This is a genomic window from Ferruginibacter sp. SUN002 (genome assembly GCF_050611725.1).
GTDB lineage: Bacteria > Bacteroidota > Bacteroidia > Chitinophagales > Chitinophagaceae > Ferruginibacter.
In genome coordinates, this window is sequence record NZ_JBODJB010000001.1 from 2,567,885 (window position 1) to 2,586,852 (window position 18,968).

Below are 18,968 nucleotides of genomic sequence, written 5' to 3' on the forward strand. Positions count from 1 at the left end.
TTATTTTACTAATTGTTTTCGAATGGTAAAATCACCGAAGGTTTCACCCTTGTTCCTTTCAGCTTTGTATAATCCAAACAAACTATCCATTTCAGTTAGCAATTCTGTCTCATTCAAACTTTCTTTATACTTTTTATTCAAACGCAGACCTTCATTATCACCTCCAATGTGTAAATTATATCTGCCCGGGTGTGTACCAATAAAACCAATTTCTGATGCTGCAGATCTGCCACAACCATTCGGGCAACCTGTCATACGAACGATCAGTTCTTGATCAGCAATCCCATGCTTTTCTAATAATGGCTCCATTTTAGAGATCATTTCAGGCATATAGCGTTGAGCTTCCGCCAATGCTAAAGGACAAGTAGGTAAAGCCACACAAGCAATTGCATTTTTGCGAACCAAAGACGCACTCTCTGTATGTTCAATTATCTTGAATTTGCGAAGCACTTCTTCAATCGCTGCTTTATCTTTATCTGCCACATCACTGATAATAATATTTTGTGTAGCAGTAAACATAAAATTAGATTTGTTCAATTTTGCTACTTCAAGCAAAGCTGTTTTCAAAGCAACTTTTTCATCATCCAATACTCTTCCATTTTCTACAAAAACGGTATAATACCATAAACCTTTATTACTTTTTGTCCATCCGTAAATATCCTTTCTTTCGGTAAATTCAAATGGTTTTGCCGGTGCTAATTTGAAACCAATACGTGCCTCAACTTCTTCTTTGAACTTATCAACCCCTAATTTATCTACCGTATATTTTAAACGAGCCAGTTTACGATCCGTACGATTCCCAAAATCTCTTTGTACAGTAAGAATTTCATAGATCGTTCTTAATGTCTTTTCTTCTGTATCAGTAAAACCAATAACTGTTGCCAATCTTGCATACGTTTCTGCATTACCGTGAGTTGCAGATAAACCACCACCAATAGCAATGTTAAAACCTATCAGCTTATCATTCTCTACAATTGCTACCAAGCCGATATCATTAATAAACACATCCGAATCATTGTTTGGCGGAATTGCAATACCTATTTTAAATTTTCTTGGGAGGTAATGTTTTTGATATAAAGGATCTTCTTCTTCCTTTTTATCTACGATCATTTCATTGTCAACCCAAATTTGATAATACGCTTTTGTTTTAGGCATCAATAAGTTACTGATCTTATCTGCATACGCAAACACTTCTTCATGCACAGTAGATAAAGCCGGATTAGATGCGCAGGTAACATTGCGATTAACATCACCGCAAGTTGCAATAGAATCGAGATGAGCTGTATTAAATGCCTGAATGGTTGGCTTTATTTTTGATTTATATAATCCATGCAACTGAATTGTTTCACGAGTAGTAATTTTAATTACACCAGTAGAATTTTCATTCGCAATATTATTACATGCTATCCATTTTTCAGAACTGATCAAACCTCCCGGTAAACGTAAACGGATCATGAATGAGTACAAACGATCTAATTTCTTTGCAGCTCTCTCCTCTCTTCTATCCCTATCATCCTGCTCGTACATGCCATGAAATTTGATCAAGGCTTTATCATCTTCACGGATCGCTCCTGTAATTTCATCCAGCAAACTTTCTTTGATGGTACCACGAAGTCCATCACTTGCTACTTTAATTCCTTCTATCGCCGTTAATTTTTTCTCTGCCATTTCAATTCAAAATTTAAAATTCAAAATTTAAAACAAGTCTAATAAACATCCTTCTCATACCTACCCTCTTCCTTCATCTGCTCTAGATATGCTTTCGCTTCTTCAATTGTTTTTTTACCGTATTGTTCTATAATGTGCAACAATGCATTTTCAACATCAACACTCATCGGATCTTTTTTACCACAGATATAGAAAGACGCTCCACCTATGATCCACTCGTATAGCGACTCCCCATGCTCTAACATTCTATGCTGTACATAGATCTTTTCTTTTTGATCTCTTGAGAATGCAACATTTATTTTAGTCAGTACACCTGTTTCATTCCAGTTCTGCATTTCCGTTTGATACAAAAAATCGGAAGCAAAATGTTGTTCACCGAAGAACAACCAGTTTCTTCCTGTTGCGCCGGTTGCATCTCTTTCAGCTAGGAAAGAACGGAACGCCGCAATACCTGTACCAGGCCCAACCATAATGATATCTTTATTATCAGCCGGTAAACGGAAACGTTTGTTTGGTTGAACAAAGAAATTTTGTTTTCCGTTTACTTTTAGTTTGCTCAAATAATCAGAGCATAAACCAAAACGTTTCTGGCCGTCCTTTTCATACACATCTTTCGCAACGATAATGTGTACTTCACCTTCGTGTGCTTTTGGTGAAGAAGCAATGGTGTACAATCTTGGAGAGATCGCATTCAAACCTACCAATATCTCTTCAAATTGAGATGGCACTTTTACCGGGTAATTTCTTACAAGATCTAACAGATCATATCTGCCGGCTGGAATATCATGCCCCGTTGCATCCGCATATTGCTTGACCAATCTTTCTGTAAGATGAATTATATTTATTTTACGTTTTAATAATTCGTAAATGGTGAATTTCTCTTTCTTAAATTCCAGCGATTTATTACCATCGACATTTGTCTTAGCAATAATATCGGTAACAATTTGTGAGTCATTTTCAGGAACTATGCCAATAGAATCACCACAGGTATATTCTATACCTTCAGCTTCAATTTCTATATGATAGGTTTCCTTATTAGAGCCTCTATCATTCAGATCTATATTTTTTGTAACTATTCCTGTGTAGGCAGCCTTACCTACTTTTTTAGCTGCAGGTGTTGCATGGCCGTTAGCGGATGCAGCCGGTGCTGCTGCAGGCTTTTCATTTAATGCTGCTAATACTTTATCAAACCAACCATTAGCATCAGCTTCATATTCTACATCGCATTTTTGAATAGGAACAATTCTTTTGCCTCCTAATTTTTCAAATTTCTGATCGATGTTTTCACCCACGTTACAAAACAATGGATACGATGTATCTCCTAAAGCCAATACACTGTATTTCATTTTAGCAACAGAAAAATTTCCTGCTTCAATATGATCATAAAATTTCTTTGCAGCATCAGGTGCTTCTCCATCGCCATGGGTGCTCATCAACACAAAAAAATATTCTTCTTTGGGAAGATCCGTTAATTTGTATTGATCTGCGCCAAACACTTTTGCGTTGATGCCATTCTTTTTTGCTTTGGCAGCGAATTGAGTAGCCAACGCCTTTGAGTTACCTGTTTCTGTACCGTAAACGATCGTGATCCTATTTACTGACGGAGTACCCGCTGCAACGGCAACACCATTGGTTTGTGTATGAGTAGACACTACCCCATTCAAATAACCATTCAACCACAACAATTCTTCCTTGCTTGCTGTGCTGATCAAATCTTGTACAATCTTTAATTTTGCTTCAGGTAACATTATCCTTTTTTTGTTATAATTTATTTTTAAGAAACTTTCTTTATCTCTTCGGCTGCGCTACTGTCTATCTTTCCTACCGGTTTAAAATAATACTCTTTACTATTGCTATTTTCTATCCATGAAAATTGTTGATGCAGTTCTACAACTTTACCAATAATGATCAATGATGGAGAAATAAAAGTCTGACCTTTCATTTTTTCTGCATAATCATACAAATTGATCACATGAACAGTTTGAAATGGTGTTGTTGCTTGTTCTACAACTGCTAACAACTTATCTTTTGCGATTCCATTTGCTGTTAAATTGGTAACAACATCATTCAATGTTTCACTGCTCATATAAAACACCAATGTATCCGTCGTCTTTGCCAATTCACCCCAGTACTCATTGGTAACAATATCAGATTTATATAAGGTCAAGAATCTTACTGCTGTTGAATGCCCTCTTGCCGTTAAGGGAATACCAGCATAAGCTGCAGCGCCTAAAGCGGCCGTAATACCCGGAACAACTTCGTACGGAATCTTATTTTTAACACACACTTCCAGTTCATCCAAAACATTGGAAAAAATAGAAACATCTCCTCCTTTCAAACGCACGACCAATTTTCCCTGAGCAGCATATTCAGCGATGTACGCATTAATACTTTCCTGGGGTGTAGAGTAACCTCTTCTGCATTGCTTACCAACATATATCACTTCGGCATCTTTTCTTACATGCTGATTTACAATTTCCGAACTAACCAATCTGTCAGTCAACACAACATCAGCCTGCTGCAAAAAGCGTACAGCCTTTAACGTTATAAGCTCGGGGTCACCCGGTCCTGCGCCTATTAGTATAACTTTTCCTGTTGTGTTGGTTATCATTATTTGTTAATGCTTTCGTCAGTGAAAAGTGAAAAATGAAAAGTGAAAAATCTAAAGAGATTTCAAACTAATAGCATTTTTAATTTTTCATTTTTAGTTTTTAATTAAAAAAGTCCCTCAATTGAAAGGTATCTTTCCCCAGTATCATAGTTAAATGTCAATACTTTTGAACCCTTAGGCAATTCAGTTAATTTCTTAGCAACTGCTGCCAATGAAGCACCGGTAGATACCCCTACAAGAATACCTTCTTCTTTCGCAATTCTTTGTGCGTAAGCATATGCTTCGTCTTTGCTTACTTGTATGATACCATCTAATATTCCTGTGTTTAAAATTGAAGGAACAAATCCTGCACCAATACCTTGTATTGGGTGCGGAGATGGAGCTCCACCACTTAATACAGGAGACAATTCCGGCTCTACTGCAAATACTTTTAGTTTTGGAAATTTAGCTTTCAAAATTTCTGCAACACCAGTAATATGTCCGCCGGTACCAACACCTGTGATGATAGCATCTAGGCCATCAGGAAAATCAGCTGCAATTTCTAACGCTGTTGTTTTTCTATGCACTTCACTGTTTGCAGGATTATCAAATTGCTGCGGCATCCAACCTCCGGGTGTAGACGCAACCAATTCGCTTGCTTTTTCAATCGCACCTTTCATACCTTTTTCTCTCGGCGTCAAAACAAATTCAGCTCCATATAAAGCCATCAATCTTCTACGTTCGATACTCATACTCTCCGGCATTACTAAAATTATTTTATACCCTTTTACAGCAGCAACCAATGCCAACCCAATTCCTGTATTACCGGATGTTGGTTCAATGATAACGCTATCTTTATTTAAGATACCTTTTGCTTCAGCATCTTCGATCATTGCCAATGCAATACGATCTTTGATACTTGCTCCGGGATTATTTCTTTCTAATTTGATCCACACTTCGTGACTATCCCCAAATAAATTGTTGATGCGTACATGTGGCGTGTTACCAATTGTTGCTAAAATGTTATTTGCTTTCATTCTAAAAGTTTTATGTTTAAGTTGTGAATTCTGATTTTATATAACAAAATTTGATGGGTCTGGCATTGGGTTTTTATCTCTAACAGTCACTTCACTTTTTTGATAAACAACCGAATTAGATGGAACACTATTTGTCAACCACACATTACCACCGATCACACTATCGTGCCCCACAACTGTTGCACCACCTAAAATTGTTGCTCCACTATATATAATTACATTGTCCTCAATTGTTGGATGACGTTTTGTTCTGGCTAGTTCTTTCGCTACATTCAATGCACCTAAAGTAACCCCTTGATATATTTTTACATTGTTACCAATGATCGTTGTGCCACCAATTACAATTCCTGTTCCATGATCAATAAAGAAAGACTCCCCTATTATCGCTGCAGGATGAATATCAATACCTGTAATACTATGAGCATATTCTCCCAATAAACGTGGTAATGTCTTGATGCCTTGCTTATGTAACTGATGAGCTATACGATAAATTGCAATGGCATAAATACCAGGATACGCCGCCATCACTTCTTCAATACTTTCAGCAGCAGGATCAAAATTCACTACCGCATCTGCATCTTTTTTTACATTGTGATAAATATCATTCAATGAATCAAAAAATGTTTCTACTTCTGTTGTAACTGTGCTTTTATTACCAATGAAAAATTCAAGTAAACTCGTTAACTGATCCTGCAACACCTGATATTTCACCGTCAATACCTGCTCGACATCTCCGGGAATTTGATTCCCACAGCCAAACAAAAATTGAAACAGATCATCCGCAAAAGCATGCGACTGTTTTTTGTCGGGTATTTTATTACCACAAATTTTACTTTGTGCTACAATTGCCGCTATGAGTTTTTGATCTGCCATTTTCTTAAAGTTATAAGTCGTAAGTTTTAAGTTATAAGTAAAATAGAGCCCTTCGACTTAATACTTATTAGTTAGAACTTAAAAATCGTTATTGTATCATACAAGCCCCAACAGTTACATGACTTGTTTCATCTATTAAAATTGCTCCGCCATTTACCCTTAACTTTTTATACGAATCAAAAGGTATTGGTGATGCTGTTTTTATTTTCACTTTGATTATATCATTCAGTTGTGCTTGCTCAGGGGCCGGTTCTTGCAACAAAGAATTTACATCCAACTTATATTCTATCTCCTTTACAATTGCTCTTACTGTACGACTGTTGATCTGTAAAGTATATTTGTTGCCAGGCACCAATGGCTTATTGCCCATCCAACACAACAACGCATCCACTTCATTTTCTACAGACGGCTGGTTCTCTTTTTTAACGATAACATCTCCACGGCTTACATCCACATCATCTTTTAAATGCAATACAACACTTTGGGGAGCAAAAGCTTCTTCAACCTCTTTGCCACCAATTTCTATTGCGCTGATCGTGCTTGCTAAACCTGATGGTTGCACAATAACTGAATCTCCTTTTTTATAAACGCCGCTGATTACTCTACCTGCATAACCCCTGTAATCATGCAATTCTTCTGTTTGCGGACGAATTACGTATTGTACAGGAAATCTTGCATCGGTATAATTGATATCATTTTCTATTTCTACACTTTCTAAAATATCTAACAAACAAGCACCTTCATACCAGTTTATCTTATCCGATTTTTCTACGATATTATCTCCGTTCAGGGCACTGATAGGAATGTATTTTATATCTTTCAAGCCCAACGTTTCTGCTACTTTTGAATATTCTATTACGATGTTATTAAACACATCTTGCGAATATTCAACCAAGTCCATTTTATTGATTGCCACAACAACATGTGGAATATTCAACAACGAAGCTATGATAGAATGACGGCGGGTTTGCTCTATCACACCATGTCTTGCATCTACCAAAATAATTGCCAGATCTGAATTAGACGCTCCTGTTACCATGTTACGGGTATATTGAATATGCCCCGGCGCATCTGCAATAATGAACTTACGCTTTGGTGTGCTGAAATATTTATATGCCACATCAATCGTGATACCTTGCTCTCTTTCGGCACGTAACCCATCTGTCAATAAAGCAAGATCGATCTCTCCCTCTTCCTTATTCTTACTTTGTTTTTCGATCGCTTCCAAATGATCGATCATGATCGATTTACTATCGTACAATAAACGACCGATCAATGTACTTTTTCCGTCATCAACACTTCCTGCAGTAATAAATCTTAAAATATCCATTTCTAATTAATTTGTTAATTTGATTATATTCAAATGTGCTCATGTGCTGATATGCTAATTTTTTAGTGACAAACAGCCTTATTCCATCGACCATCAGCACATTAGCTTATCAGCACATCAATTAAAAGTATCCACCCTTCTTTCTATCTTCCATAGCCGCTTCACTCACTCTGTCGTCAATCCTTGTTTCACCACGTTCGCTGGTTTTTGTTGCAATGATCTCTGTGATGATATCATCAATAGTTGATGCATCAGATTCTACCGCCGCTGTACAAGTCATATCACCTACAGTTCTATATCTTACTTTTTTAATAGAGATCACGTCATCCGGATCTTTCTGCATAAACTCAGATGTTGCAACCAATTGACCTTGCCATTCCAACACTTCTCTGTTGTGTGCAAAGTAGATAGATGGTAATGCAATATTTTCTCTACGGATATAATTCCAGATATCCAGTTCTGTCCAGTTACTGATCGGAAACACACGAACATTCTCTCCTTTATCGATTTTACCATTATAGGTGTTCCATAATTCCGGTCTTTGTAATTTAGGATCCCACTGACCAAATTCGTTTCTTACAGAAAACACTCTTTCTTTCGCTCTGGCTTTTTCTTCATCACGCCTTGCTCCACCAATACAAGCATCAAACTTAAATTCTTCGATCGTATCTAATAAAGTATAAGTCTGTAAAGCATTACGACTTGCAAACTTTCCCTTTTGCTCTGTCAGATTTTTTTCTCTGATCGTATCGCCTACATTTCTAACGATTAATTTTTCACCTAATTCAGCAGCCAGATTATCTCTGAAATCCAATGCTTCCTGAAAGTTGTGACCGGTATCAATATGCACCAACGGAAAAGGAAATTTTCCCGGACGAAAAGCTTTCAATGCAAGGTGTACCAACACGATTGAATCTTTACCGCCTGAAAACAACAATGCAGGACGTTCAAACTGCCCTGCTACTTCTCTGAAAATGTGGATCGATTCTGACTCCAACTGATCCAAATAGTCTAAACTGTATTTACTCATTACTTATTGTTTATGTTCATGGTCGATGGTGAAAAGTCATAGAAACACATATGTACCACCAACAATGAACTATTTTTTACTATTTATGTTCATGCAAACCACATTCCTTTTTATCTGCATCTTCCCACCACCATCTTCCTGCTCTGAAATCCTCTCCGGGTTTTACTGCTCTTGTACAAGGAGCACAACCGATGCTTACAAAACCTTTATCATGTAAAGGATTGTAAGGAACACTATTGTCATTGATATATTGTTTCGTTTGTTCTGTTGTCCAATGCAGGATCGGATGATATTTAATGATCTGATTGCTTTCATCCCATTCAATCATTGGTAAGTCGTGCCTGTCTGCAGAATGCTCCGCTCTTAAACCGGTGATCCAGATTGCATTACCGGCCAAAGCTCTTTTCAAAGGTTCTACTTTACGAATACCGCAACAACCTTTTCTGTTTTCTACAGATTCGTAGAAAGAATTGGGCCCTTTTTCTTCAATGAATTTTTGCAACGCCTCCGCGTTGGGATAATATGCCTTTATATTCGTTCCGTATTTTGCATTGGTACTGCTCCAGACAGAATAGGTTTCGGCAAACATCCTTCCGGTATCCAGCGTAAATATTTTGATCGGTAGATTATTACTCAATATCTCATGAGTGATGGCCTGGTCTTCGTAACTGAAGCTTGAAGAAAAAGTTACCTGTCCAGGATATTTTTTTGTAAGTAATTCCAAAAATTCATTTATCTTTAGTCCACCAAGTTGATGGACTAATTCAGAAATGTCGTTTTTAAGTATATGATTCATTTTAATAATTAATTGAAAATTAGCTAATTATGCAGATGTCATGTTTCGAAAGGCAACATTGACGCATACTTGATGAAAAGATAAAATTAGCCATAGTTGATTGTCTACTTAAATGGGGGACAAAGGTACTATAGAATGTTCAAATGAGGAAATATATTTGCCCATGCAGCTGAGCTATTTCCTCATGGCTTTATATATTTTGATAGCACTCATAAGGAGGATCATTGTCAACGCTAGCCCTACCGTGCCCCAAAGCAGACTTATGCTTTGTTTTACCACTACCAGCATTACAATACTGATCAGAAAAATAGTGGCAACCTCATTCCATATACGTAATTGAGTTGATGAGTACTTGAACACCCCCTTCATTTGCTGAATATATATCTTATGTAAAGAAAAATGATATACGTAGAGCCCTGCTACAAAAGCCAGTTTTACCATAAGCCATTGAGGAAATACGCCATATAAATAAAACATCCAGCCGCCAAAAATCAGCGTAAGAATAGCCGAAGGAAATGTGATACCTAGCCAAAGCCGCTTGATCATTATATTGAACTGGTTGCGTAGAATATTCTTTTCTACTTCAGCCTTATCCCCTGCTTCTGTATTGTATATGAATAATCGAACAATGTAAAACATTCCGCTGAACCATGTTACAATAAAAATAATATGCAATGCTTTTACGTATTCGTACATGATTAATCTTTTAAGATCATTCTATCGTTTCCAGCCACAAATTCATTCTCCCATTTTTTTAAAGTAGAAACCCAGGATGGAATTGTATTGATACAAGGTATCATTTGATAAAATTCGCCACCTGCTTCAATAAAAGATTCCCGGCCTCTTTCTTCGATCTCTTCCAAAGTTTCTAAACAATCGCTTACAAAAGCCGGACAAAGGATCAATAATTTTTTGATACCTTCTTTGGGCATTTCTTCTAAACGTATATCCGTAAAAGGCTCTAGCCAGCCTTTTCCTAATCTTGATTGAAAAGAGATACTGTATTTATCTTTTGAAACACCCAATTTTTCTGTTACCAGCCTCGTTGTTTCAAAGCATTGATGGCGATAACATTCAGCATGTGCCGACGAAGCTATCTCACAACAATTCTCTACTTTCAAACAATGGCAACCTGTTTTATCGGTTTTCATTAAATGCCTTCCCGGCACACCATGATAGCTGAATAAAATATGATCATATTCCTGATCAAGATATGGACGCATTCTATCGGCTAGTGCATTGATATAATCAACATCATTGTAAAAAGGCTTAATAAATTTCAACTTAAATGAATACCCATTTTCTTTATGTATCTCCTTTGTGTATTCAACAGCTGTTTCGTAAGATGACATTGCATAATGTGGATACAGCGGAACTGCCAACACTTCTTCCAGATCAGGAGAATTTTTAAGCAAATTATCGAAAGCAGCTTTAGGTGTGGGGTTGCCATAACGCATACCGATCTCGATAGGCGTATCAACCAATTCCTGTAATGCAGATTGTAGTTGTTTTGTAAGTACAACCAAAGGAGAACCTTCTTTAGTCCATATGGTTTTATACGCTTCCGCAGATTTTGGAGCCCTAAACGGAACGATGATTCCTTTTACCAATAAAAGCCTTGCCAGATAAGACTTATCGATCACTCTTTCATCCATCAAAAACTGGTTAAGATATTTTTTTACATCTTTCACATCAGTAGAATCCGGAGAACCCAGATTCATCAAAACAATTCCTTTTTTTGCCATGTACTTACTTTAAAATCACACAAAAGTAATCAAGCAATAAATACAAATTAAGAATTAACCATTTTCGGCACGAAATGACAATTGAGTGACAAAAAAAATAAGGTATCCTAGCTGTTGAGATTTACCTTTGCACCGATTCGAAAAACGCTTTGATGGGAGGAAATCATTTAACAGACTTACATAACTTTTTTATAGTTGGTATTAACTATAAAAAATCCGACACATTACTAAGAGGTCGGTTTGCTGTTTCGACCGATCAATACGAATCGATTTTACAAATTGCTCCACAAAAAAACCTCGCTGAATTATTCGTTATTTCAACTTGCAATCGCACAGAAGTGTATGGTATTACTAACTCCGCTGAAGAATTAATGGAAGTGCTTTGTAGTGTAACAACAGGATCAATTGAAGAACTAAAAAAAGCGGCTTATATCAAAAAAGGGTTTGATGCTGTACAACATTTGTTTTTTGTTACAGCCGGTTTGGATTCACAGATATTAGGCGATTATGAAATCGTGGGACAAATGAAAACTGCTATCCGCTTTGCAAAAGAAAGAGGTTTTATCGGCAGCCACCTGGAAAGAATTACCAACAGTGCCTTACAATCATCCAAAGAAATAAAAACAACTACTGAATTAAGCGGAGGAACCATCTCTGTTTCATTCGCAGCCATTCAATATTTAAGCAACACAATAAAAGACATCAGCAATAAAAAGATTTTAGTTGTTGGTATCGGTAAGATAGGCGGTAATACTTGCAAGAACATTGTAGATTATTTACAAACTACCAACGTCACCTTGGTCAACAGGTCTGATGAAAAAGCTGCAGCATTGGCAAAGGAATTGAATTTAAAATATGTTCCATTCATTGAACTTCAACAACAAATTAAATCGGCTGATATTATTTTAGTATCTACCCATGCAACAACTCCAATTCTTACCAAACAACATTTAGCAGGTTTAGAGGATAAAATACTGATCGATCTTTCAATACCAAACAATGTAGATCCGGAAGCGGCTACTTTACCAAATGTTACTTTGATCAATGTAGATGATCTCAGTAAACTGAAAGACGAAACTTTAAATAAAAGAAAGGCCGAAGTTCCTAAAGCTAAATCGATCATTACACATCATATCACTGAATTAAAAGCATGGTATAAAATGCGTAGTCATGTACCTGTTTTAAAAGCAGTAAAAACTAAACTGATCAATATGCATGATTGTGAACTCTTCACAACTGCATCTACGATTGAAAATAAAGAACACAATCCTGAACATGTTCAAAAAGTCATCAATGTAATGGCTACTAAATTGCGCCAGCAAAATACCAAGGGTTGCCAATACATTGAAGCTATCAATGATTATATCACGGTCAGCAACAACTCCTGATCCATGGAAAAGATCATCCGCATAGGCACGAGAGAAAGTCAATTGGCTGTTTGGCAAGCAAGTCTTGTTAAAGAACAATTGTTTATGCATGGCTTTAAAAGCGAATTGGTTTACATAAAAAGTGAAGGTGATATAGACCTTTCTACACCACTATATGAAATTGGTGTGCAGGGGATTTTTACTAAATCGCTGGATATTGCTCTTTTAAACGGTACAATAGATATTGCTGTACATTCCATGAAAGATGTGCCAACACAATTAGCGAAAGGAGTTGTACAGGCAGCAGTTTTATCAAGAGGCAATTATAAAGACATTCTTGTTTATAAGGATGATAAAACTTTTTTAGAAAACAACCTAAGCGATGCGATTGTTGCCACAAGCAGTTTGAGAAGAAAAGCACAATGGTTGAATAAATATCCAAACCATCAGATAGAAAATTTACGTGGTAATGTAAATACACGTTTGAAAAAAGTAGCTGAAAGCAGCTGGAATGGAGCCATCTTTGCAGCAGCAGGCGTAGAAAGGATTTCAGTACGTCCGGAAAATTCAGTTGACCTTGATTGGATGTTACCGGCACCGGCACAGGGTGCGATTATGATTGCTTGCAAAGAAAATGATACGTATAGTTTTGATGCCTGTCATTTACTAAATGACAAAGCAACATCAATATGTACAAAAATTGAAAGAGACTTTTTGAGAGCATTATTAGGTGGCTGCTCCACCCCAATTGCTGCTATAGCCAAATTAGAAAATGATCAAATTATTTTTGAAGGAAATATTTTGACATTAGATGGAAAAGAAAAAGCAAGTGTATCATTGAGTATTAACGCAGATGATAAAAATATCAATGACTTTGGAAAATATGCTGCTGAAGAATTACTCTTAAACGGCGGCTCTGAAATTGTGATAGCAATAAAGAATGCAACAAAATAATATCACCATATTATCTACCCGTCCTTTAGATAAGGAATCAGTTGCGGCAGCAAATGCAAATGGTATTGCTGTAGATGAGATCTCATTTATTGAAACTACCAGTAACCTTTCTACTGAAACTGTAGAAATTATCAAAGCTGTAATTTATTCAGATGCTAGTGTTGTTTTTACGAGTATGAATGCGGTAGAAGCTGTTGCAACGCAATTACACGATGCCCAACCTGAATGGGACGTATATTCTATTGGCAATACTACTAAAATCTTAATTAATAAATATTTTCCAAAAGCTACTATTCAGGCTGATGCTGAAAGTGCATTAGCATTAGCAGATAAAATAATAGAAGCAAAAAAAACATACAATGTGATATTTTTCTGCGGAGATAACAGAAGAGATGAACTTCCCCAAAAATTGGCAGAAAACAATATAATAGTTACTGAAGTGGAAGTATATAATACAATACAAACAAATCATACAATAAATAAAACCTACGATGGTATTTTGTTTTTTAGTCCGAGTGCCGTAGAAAGTTTTTTTAAAACAAATACATTAACTCCTGCTACTACCATTTTTGCAATTGGCTCCACAACTGCAACAACTGCAAAACAATTTTCATCGAACAAAATCATAGTGAGTGATGTTGCCAGTAAAGACAAATTACTGGACAAAGCCATTCAAGTTTTAACCAACATCATTCATCAATAAACAAACAATGCTGCAAAACGATCTATTATTAAGAACATTAAGAGGAGAAAAAACAGAACGTGTACCCGTATGGATGATGCGCCAGGCAGGAAGATACTTACCCGAGTACATGGTATTGAGAGAAAAGTACGGTTTCTTTGAAAGATGCCAAACTCCCGAATTAGCTTGTGCAATAACCATTCAGCCTATTGATATCATTGGCGTGGATGCAGCTATTTTATTTTCAGATATTTTAGTGGTGCCACAAGCAATGGGGTTGGAAGTGCAATTAATAGAAAGCAAGGGCCCTGTTCTACCCGACCCTATCAAATCATTAAGCGATCTATCACGTGTACGCATACCCGATGTAAATGAAAGTTTAGGATATGTATTCGATGCCATCAAACTAACCAAGAAAGAATTAAATAATCGTGTGCCATTGATTGGCTTTGCCGGTGCCCCATGGACCTTACTTTGTTATATGGTTGAAGGTAAAGGCTCAAAGACTTTTGATAAAGCAAAAGCATTTTGCTACACACAACCAGAAGCTGCACATCAGTTATTGCAAATGATCACTGATACTACCATCGCTTATTTAAAAGGACAGATAGCTGCAGGTGCAGATACTGTGCAGGTTTTCGATAGCTGGGGCGGCCTTTTAGGCCCGGATGATTTTGAGAATTTTTCATTGAAATATATTCGTCAAATCGTTGCAGCATTAAAAGATACAGTTCCTGTAATTGTATTTGCAAAAGGTGCATGGTATAGTTTGGATGCAATGGCTGCAACAGGTGCCGCCGCATTGGGTATCGATTGGTGTATCACTCCTGCAAAGGCAAGAGAGATAGCTGGAAACAATATTGTACTACAGGGAAATTTTGATCCGGTAAAATTATTGTTGCCAATTCCTGAAATAAAGAAAGAGGTAACAAAAATGCTCAATGATTTCGGAGGACACAATCACATTGCGAATCTTGGTCATGGTATTATTCCGAGCATACCGGTAGATCATGCAAAAGCATTTGTTGATACAGTTAAAGAATGGCGACCAAATAATTAATTTTTTGTAACAAGCAAAGTGCTACTATTAAACATCGTTGCAACGATAGTTAGTTATCATTTCTTTTTAGTAAAAAGAAATAATAACCACTCTTGTACTCTATACCTATATTGAGCTTTAATTATGTTTTATGACAAACAGTTTTAAAGATAAATGGATTGAATACATACACGATCTGCAAAATAAAATTTGCGATGGTCTTTCTAATGAAGATGGTAAAGCGAAATTTATTGAAGATTTGTGGGAAAGACCCGAAGGCGGTGGCGGCAAAACAAGAGTAATTACAAATGGCAATGTATTTGAAAAAGGAGGTGTCAACACTTCTGTTGTAAGTGGCGATGTTACTGATACTATGCGAAAGCAATTAGGAATTGATGGCGATAAATGGTTTGCTTGTGGCTTATCATTGGTCATTCATCCCAAAAATCCTTATGTACCAACCGTACATGCTAATTGGCGTTATTTTGAATTGTATGACAAAGATGGAAACATCATAGATCAATGGTTTGGTGGCGGCTCCGATCTTACACCCTATTATCTTTTTGAAGAAGATGTAAAACATTTTCATCAAACATTAAAAAATGTGATCGATCCCTTTGGTTCAGACCTGCATAAAAGATATAAAAAATGGTGTGACGAATATTTTTCCAATACTCATCGCAACAATGAAACACGTGGAGTTGGTGGTGTTTTCTATGATCATTTAAACCCTACCCCATCTTTCGATATAGAAAAATTATTTGCATTTCAACAGGCGAACGGCAATGCTTTTTTACAGGGTTATCTTCCTATAGTAAATAAAAGAAAAAATACAGCTTACGGAGAAAGAGAGATCAACTGGCAGGAAATAAGAAGAGGTCGTTATGTAGAGTTTAATCTGATTCATGACCGTGGCACCATATTCGGTTTAAAAACCGGCGGAAGAACAGAAAGTATTTTAATGAGCCTTCCTCCAAGAGCTCGTTGGGCATACGATTACACACCTGAAAAAGGAACTGAAGAAGATAAATTATTACAGATTTGTTTACACCCAAAAGATTGGACAACTATTGATATAGACGAAAATGAATGGGCAAGAAAAGCAAATAGTTGTTAGTTTTACACCTACAAAATTTACACCATGCATCTGCAAAGAAGAAACAGAATATTAAGAACCAATGCTTCCATAAGAAGTCTTGTTGCAGAAACAATACTTACCCCCGCAGATTTTATTGCTCCTTTATTTATTGATGAAGGCAAGAATGTTGTTTTTGAAATTCCTTCTATGTCTGGTTATTATCGCCGTTCTTTAGATGGTACCATCAAAGAAGTAAAAGAACTGTGGAGCATGGGTATTAAAGCTGTTTTGATTTTCATAAAATGTGATGATAAACTAAAAGACAATACAGGTAAAGAAGCATGGAATGATAATGGCTTAATGCAACAAAGCATTAAAGCAATCAAAGATGCTGTACCTGAAATGATCGTGATGACCGATGTGGCATTAGATCCCTACTCCATTTATGGGCATGACGGCATCGTAGAAAACAATAAAATCATCAACGATGCTACAGTAGATGCATTGGTGAAGATGAGTATCAGTCATGCGAAAGCAGGTGCTGATTTTGTTGCACCAAGTGATATGATGGACGGAAGGATCGGCGCTATAAGAAAAGGATTGGAAGAAAATAATTTTACCAACACCGGTATCATGAGCTACAGTGCAAAATACGCTTCTTGTTTTTATGGGCCATTTAGAGATGCGTTGGATAGTGCTCCCGGTTTTGGTGATAAGAAAACTTACCAGATGGATTATGCTAATCGCATCGAAGCCATTAAAGAAACATTAATGGATATTGAGGAAGGTGCAGACATTGTAATGATAAAACCTGCAATGGCATATCTCGACATTATCCGTGAAATAAAAAACAGTGTAACCGTTCCAGTTAGTGCATACCATGTAAGCGGAGAATATGCAATGATCAAAGCTGCTGCAAAAATGGGCTGGATCAACGAAGAGAAAGCGATCATTGAAAGTCTTACATCAATTAAAAGAGCTGGTGCTGATCTAATTGCAACATACTTTGCAAAAGACGCCGTTAGATTACTGAAATGAAAAGTGAAAAACTAAAAATGAAAAATAAACACAAATAGCCTTAGACTTAAAAGAGAAGAACTAAAATGAAAAATGGGAGAAAATATTTTAAAGGGCAAAAGCTATTCATTTGCAATTTCAGTCATCAAAATTTCTGAACAGATAATACAAAATAAGAAAGAATATATTTTAAGCAAACAATTAACAAGAAGCGGTACAGCAATCGGAGCATTAATCAGAGAAGCCGAATTTGCTCAAAGCAAAGCTAACTTTATTAATAAAATGTCAATATCACTAAAAGAAGCCAATGAAACTTTATACCGGATCAATTTATTAAAAGATACAAACTATATTTCTGAAGAAAGTTCGATTCAGTTAATAAATGCTTGTAAAGAATTAATTTCTATACTAGTAGCATCAATAAAAACAGTTAAATCGAAGCTTTGATTTTTCATTTTTCACTTTTCATTTTTCATTCATGAATACCGTAACAAGTAAAATACTATTCGAAAGAGCACAGAAAACTATACCCGGTGGAGTAAACTCACCGGTACGTGCATTTAAAAGTGTTGGTGGCACACCTGTTTTTATCGAAAAAGCAAAAGGCGCTTATTTATATGATGTAGATGGCAATCAATACATAGATTATATTGCTTCATGGGGACCAATGATACTTGGTCATGCACACGAATCTGTTGTTAAAGCAATACAGGAACAAGCTGTTAATTCAACTTCTTACGGAGCCCCTACTCTGTTGGAAATTGAAATGGCGGAATTGATCACCAGCATGGTTCCAAACGTTGATCTGATCAGAATGGTTAGCAGCGGTACAGAAGCATGCATGAGTGCATTGCGTTTAGCTAGAGGTTATACTAAAAGAAATAAAGTAATAAAATTTGAAGGCAATTATCACGGTCATGCAGATTCTTTTTTAGTAAAAGCCGGTAGCGGTCTTGCGACACTGGATATCCAAACCGTACCAGGCATTACTAGCGGAGTATCGGTTGATACACTAACGGCTCCGTATAACGATTTAAATGCAGTAAAAAAAATAGTTGAAGAAAATAAAAATCAGGTTGCTGCTATTATTATTGAGCCTGTTGCAGGTAATATGGGATGCATCATTCCTCAACAAGGATTTTTAGAAGGTTTAAGAAAACTGTGTACTGAGGAAGGCATTGTTTTTATATTTGATGAAGTGATGACAGGATTCAGATTAGCTCCCGGAGGCGCACAGGAAAAACTGAATATCAAAGCTGATCTTGTTACATACGGCAAAGTAATTGGCGGCGGTATGCCTGTTGGTGCTTTTGGAGGAAAAAAAGAGATCATGGAACATATTGCTCCATTGGGTAGCGTATATCAAGCAGGCACACTGAGTGGCAATCCCATTGCAATGATCGCAGGATATACGATGCTGAAAGAATTAAAAGACAACCCTTCTATCTACGCTGAATTAGAAGCTAAGACAAAATATCTTGGAGACGGCATTGAAGCTGTTTTACAAAAGCATGGCGAAAAATATCGTATCAATCGTTTTGGCAGTATGATCAGTATTCATTTCTGCGATCATGATATCATTGATTTTGATTCTGCTGCTAAAGCAGATATTCCAAGATTTAATGAGCTATTTCATTTTATGTTAGACAATGGCATTTACTTACCTCCATCCGCATACGAAAGCTGGTTCTTAAACAATGCCTTATCCTACCAAGACTTAGACAAGACCATTGCCACTATTGATAAATTTTTGCAACAGTAA

General features: G+C 36.5%; 18 protein-coding genes. 8 read left to right on the forward strand and 10 right to left on the reverse strand.

Features of this window, described 5'->3' with window-relative positions:
* From ACQ33O_RS11120 to hemH, 10 genes are all read right to left on the reverse strand, one after another.
* Nucleotides 1-1,668, reverse strand: coding sequence for an NADPH-dependent assimilatory sulfite reductase hemoprotein subunit (locus ACQ33O_RS11120; protein ID WP_430995657.1), 1,668 nt, complete (start codon nucleotides 1,666-1,668; stop codon nucleotides 1-3).
* 38 nt (nucleotides 1,669-1,706) lie between these two features.
* Nucleotides 1,707-3,416, reverse strand: coding sequence for a diflavin oxidoreductase (locus tag ACQ33O_RS11125; protein WP_430995658.1), 1,710 nt, complete (start codon nucleotides 3,414-3,416; stop codon nucleotides 1,707-1,709).
* Between the two features lie 26 nt (nucleotides 3,417-3,442).
* Entirely contained in the window at nucleotides 3,443-4,279 is an 837-nt protein-coding gene (gene cobA / locus ACQ33O_RS11130) for a uroporphyrinogen-III C-methyltransferase (RefSeq protein ID WP_430995659.1), read from the reverse strand.
* Between the two features lie 104 nt (nucleotides 4,280-4,383).
* Complete coding sequence (cysK, locus tag ACQ33O_RS11135; RefSeq protein ID WP_430995660.1) at nucleotides 4,384-5,295, reverse strand: cysteine synthase A; 912 nt, start codon at nucleotides 5,293-5,295, stop codon at nucleotides 4,384-4,386.
* A gap of 36 nt (nucleotides 5,296-5,331) precedes the next feature.
* Complete coding sequence (locus ACQ33O_RS11140) at nucleotides 5,332-6,168, reverse strand: serine O-acetyltransferase (RefSeq protein ID WP_430995661.1); 837 nt, start codon at nucleotides 6,166-6,168, stop codon at nucleotides 5,332-5,334.
* A gap of 88 nt (nucleotides 6,169-6,256) precedes the next feature.
* Nucleotides 6,257-7,498 (reverse strand): sulfate adenylyltransferase subunit 1, encoded by a 1,242-nt coding sequence (locus tag ACQ33O_RS11145; protein ID WP_430995662.1) that lies wholly within the window; start codon nucleotides 7,496-7,498, stop codon nucleotides 6,257-6,259.
* Between the two features lie 121 nt (nucleotides 7,499-7,619).
* Complete coding sequence (cysD, locus tag ACQ33O_RS11150) at nucleotides 7,620-8,528, reverse strand: sulfate adenylyltransferase subunit CysD (protein WP_430995663.1); 909 nt, start codon at nucleotides 8,526-8,528, stop codon at nucleotides 7,620-7,622.
* A gap of 79 nt (nucleotides 8,529-8,607) precedes the next feature.
* Nucleotides 8,608-9,324 (reverse strand): phosphoadenylyl-sulfate reductase, encoded by a 717-nt coding sequence (locus ACQ33O_RS11155; protein ID WP_430995664.1) that lies wholly within the window; start codon nucleotides 9,322-9,324, stop codon nucleotides 8,608-8,610.
* Nucleotides 9,325-9,498: 174 nt separating this feature from the next.
* Complete coding sequence (locus tag ACQ33O_RS11160) at nucleotides 9,499-10,020, reverse strand: CopD family protein (RefSeq protein ID WP_430995665.1); 522 nt, start codon at nucleotides 10,018-10,020, stop codon at nucleotides 9,499-9,501.
* 2 nt (nucleotides 10,021-10,022) lie between these two features.
* Nucleotides 10,023-11,069 carry a ferrochelatase gene (gene hemH, locus ACQ33O_RS11165; RefSeq protein ID WP_430995666.1) on the reverse strand — a complete coding sequence of 349 codons (1,047 nt, stop codon included), beginning with the start codon at nucleotides 11,067-11,069 and terminating at the stop codon, nucleotides 10,023-10,025.
* 152 nt (nucleotides 11,070-11,221) lie between these two features.
* Between hemH and hemA the strand changes: the two genes are divergently transcribed.
* The 8 genes from hemA (at nucleotide 11,222) to hemL (ending at nucleotide 18,968) form a co-directional block, all read left to right on the forward strand.
* Nucleotides 11,222-12,457, forward strand: coding sequence for a glutamyl-tRNA reductase (gene hemA / locus ACQ33O_RS11170; protein WP_430995667.1), 1,236 nt, complete (start codon nucleotides 11,222-11,224; stop codon nucleotides 12,455-12,457).
* 3 nt (nucleotides 12,458-12,460) lie between these two features.
* Entirely contained in the window at nucleotides 12,461-13,390 is a 930-nt protein-coding gene (gene hemC / locus ACQ33O_RS11175) for a hydroxymethylbilane synthase (RefSeq protein ID WP_430995668.1), read from the forward strand.
* A complete protein-coding gene (locus ACQ33O_RS11180) occupies nucleotides 13,377-14,093 on the forward strand; it encodes a uroporphyrinogen-III synthase (protein ID WP_430995669.1) in 717 nt (238 codons plus the stop codon). Before hemC ends, ACQ33O_RS11180 begins: the two co-directional genes overlap by 14 nt.
* Nucleotides 14,094-14,100: 7 nt before the next feature.
* The gene (gene hemE / locus ACQ33O_RS11185) at nucleotides 14,101-15,132 is read left to right on the forward strand and encodes a uroporphyrinogen decarboxylase (protein WP_430995670.1); all 1,032 of its coding nucleotides are present in this window, start codon (nucleotides 14,101-14,103) and stop codon (nucleotides 15,130-15,132) included.
* A 130-nt stretch (nucleotides 15,133-15,262) separates the two neighbouring features.
* Nucleotides 15,263-16,228: an oxygen-dependent coproporphyrinogen oxidase gene (gene hemF, locus ACQ33O_RS11190; protein ID WP_430995671.1), complete on the forward strand. Its 966-nt coding sequence runs from the start codon at nucleotides 15,263-15,265 to the stop codon at nucleotides 16,226-16,228.
* Nucleotides 16,229-16,252: 24 nt separating this feature from the next.
* Nucleotides 16,253-17,227: a porphobilinogen synthase gene (gene hemB / locus ACQ33O_RS11195; RefSeq protein ID WP_430995672.1), complete on the forward strand. Its 975-nt coding sequence runs from the start codon at nucleotides 16,253-16,255 to the stop codon at nucleotides 17,225-17,227.
* A 72-nt stretch (nucleotides 17,228-17,299) separates the two neighbouring features.
* Nucleotides 17,300-17,653, forward strand: coding sequence for a four helix bundle protein (locus ACQ33O_RS11200; RefSeq protein ID WP_430995673.1), 354 nt, complete (start codon nucleotides 17,300-17,302; stop codon nucleotides 17,651-17,653).
* A 31-nt stretch (nucleotides 17,654-17,684) separates the two neighbouring features.
* Complete coding sequence (hemL, locus tag ACQ33O_RS11205; protein ID WP_430995674.1) at nucleotides 17,685-18,968, forward strand: glutamate-1-semialdehyde 2,1-aminomutase; 1,284 nt, start codon at nucleotides 17,685-17,687, stop codon at nucleotides 18,966-18,968.

Bases quoted from the DNA above. Each gene is read 5' to 3' on its own strand.
- hemC (WP_430995668.1), top strand. From the start codon at position 12,461: ATGGAAAAGATCATCCGCATAGGCACGAGAGAAAGTCAATTGGCTGTT.
- hemL (WP_430995674.1), top strand. From the start codon at position 17,685: ATGAATACCGTAACAAGTAAAATACTATTCGAAAGAGCACAGAAAACT.
- ACQ33O_RS11160 (WP_430995665.1), bottom strand. From the start codon at position 10,020: ATGTACGAATACGTAAAAGCATTGCATATTATTTTTATTGTAACATGG.
- cysK (WP_430995660.1), bottom strand. From the start codon at position 5,295: ATGAAAGCAAATAACATTTTAGCAACAATTGGTAACACGCCACATGTA.
- ACQ33O_RS11140 (WP_430995661.1), bottom strand. From the start codon at position 6,168: ATGGCAGATCAAAAACTCATAGCGGCAATTGTAGCACAAAGTAAAATT.
- hemE (WP_430995670.1), top strand. From the start codon at position 14,101: ATGCTGCAAAACGATCTATTATTAAGAACATTAAGAGGAGAAAAAACA.
- cysD (WP_430995663.1), bottom strand. From the start codon at position 8,528: ATGAGTAAATACAGTTTAGACTATTTGGATCAGTTGGAGTCAGAATCG.
- hemH (WP_430995666.1), bottom strand. From the start codon at position 11,069: ATGGCAAAAAAAGGAATTGTTTTGATGAATCTGGGTTCTCCGGATTCT.
- cobA (WP_430995659.1), bottom strand. From the start codon at position 4,279: ATGATAACCAACACAACAGGAAAAGTTATACTAATAGGCGCAGGACCG.
- ACQ33O_RS11120 (WP_430995657.1), bottom strand. From the start codon at position 1,668: ATGGCAGAGAAAAAATTAACGGCGATAGAAGGAATTAAAGTAGCAAGT.
- ACQ33O_RS11155 (WP_430995664.1), bottom strand. From the start codon at position 9,324: ATGAATCATATACTTAAAAACGACATTTCTGAATTAGTCCATCAACTT.
- ACQ33O_RS11125 (WP_430995658.1), bottom strand. From the start codon at position 3,416: ATGTTACCTGAAGCAAAATTAAAGATTGTACAAGATTTGATCAGCACA.
- ACQ33O_RS11180 (WP_430995669.1), top strand. From the start codon at position 13,377: ATGCAACAAAATAATATCACCATATTATCTACCCGTCCTTTAGATAAG.
- hemF (WP_430995671.1), top strand. From the start codon at position 15,263: ATGACAAACAGTTTTAAAGATAAATGGATTGAATACATACACGATCTG.
- hemB (WP_430995672.1), top strand. From the start codon at position 16,253: ATGCATCTGCAAAGAAGAAACAGAATATTAAGAACCAATGCTTCCATA.
- ACQ33O_RS11145 (WP_430995662.1), bottom strand. From the start codon at position 7,498: ATGGATATTTTAAGATTTATTACTGCAGGAAGTGTTGATGACGGAAAA.
- hemA (WP_430995667.1), top strand. From the start codon at position 11,222: ATGGGAGGAAATCATTTAACAGACTTACATAACTTTTTTATAGTTGGT.
- ACQ33O_RS11200 (WP_430995673.1), top strand. From the start codon at position 17,300: ATGGGAGAAAATATTTTAAAGGGCAAAAGCTATTCATTTGCAATTTCA.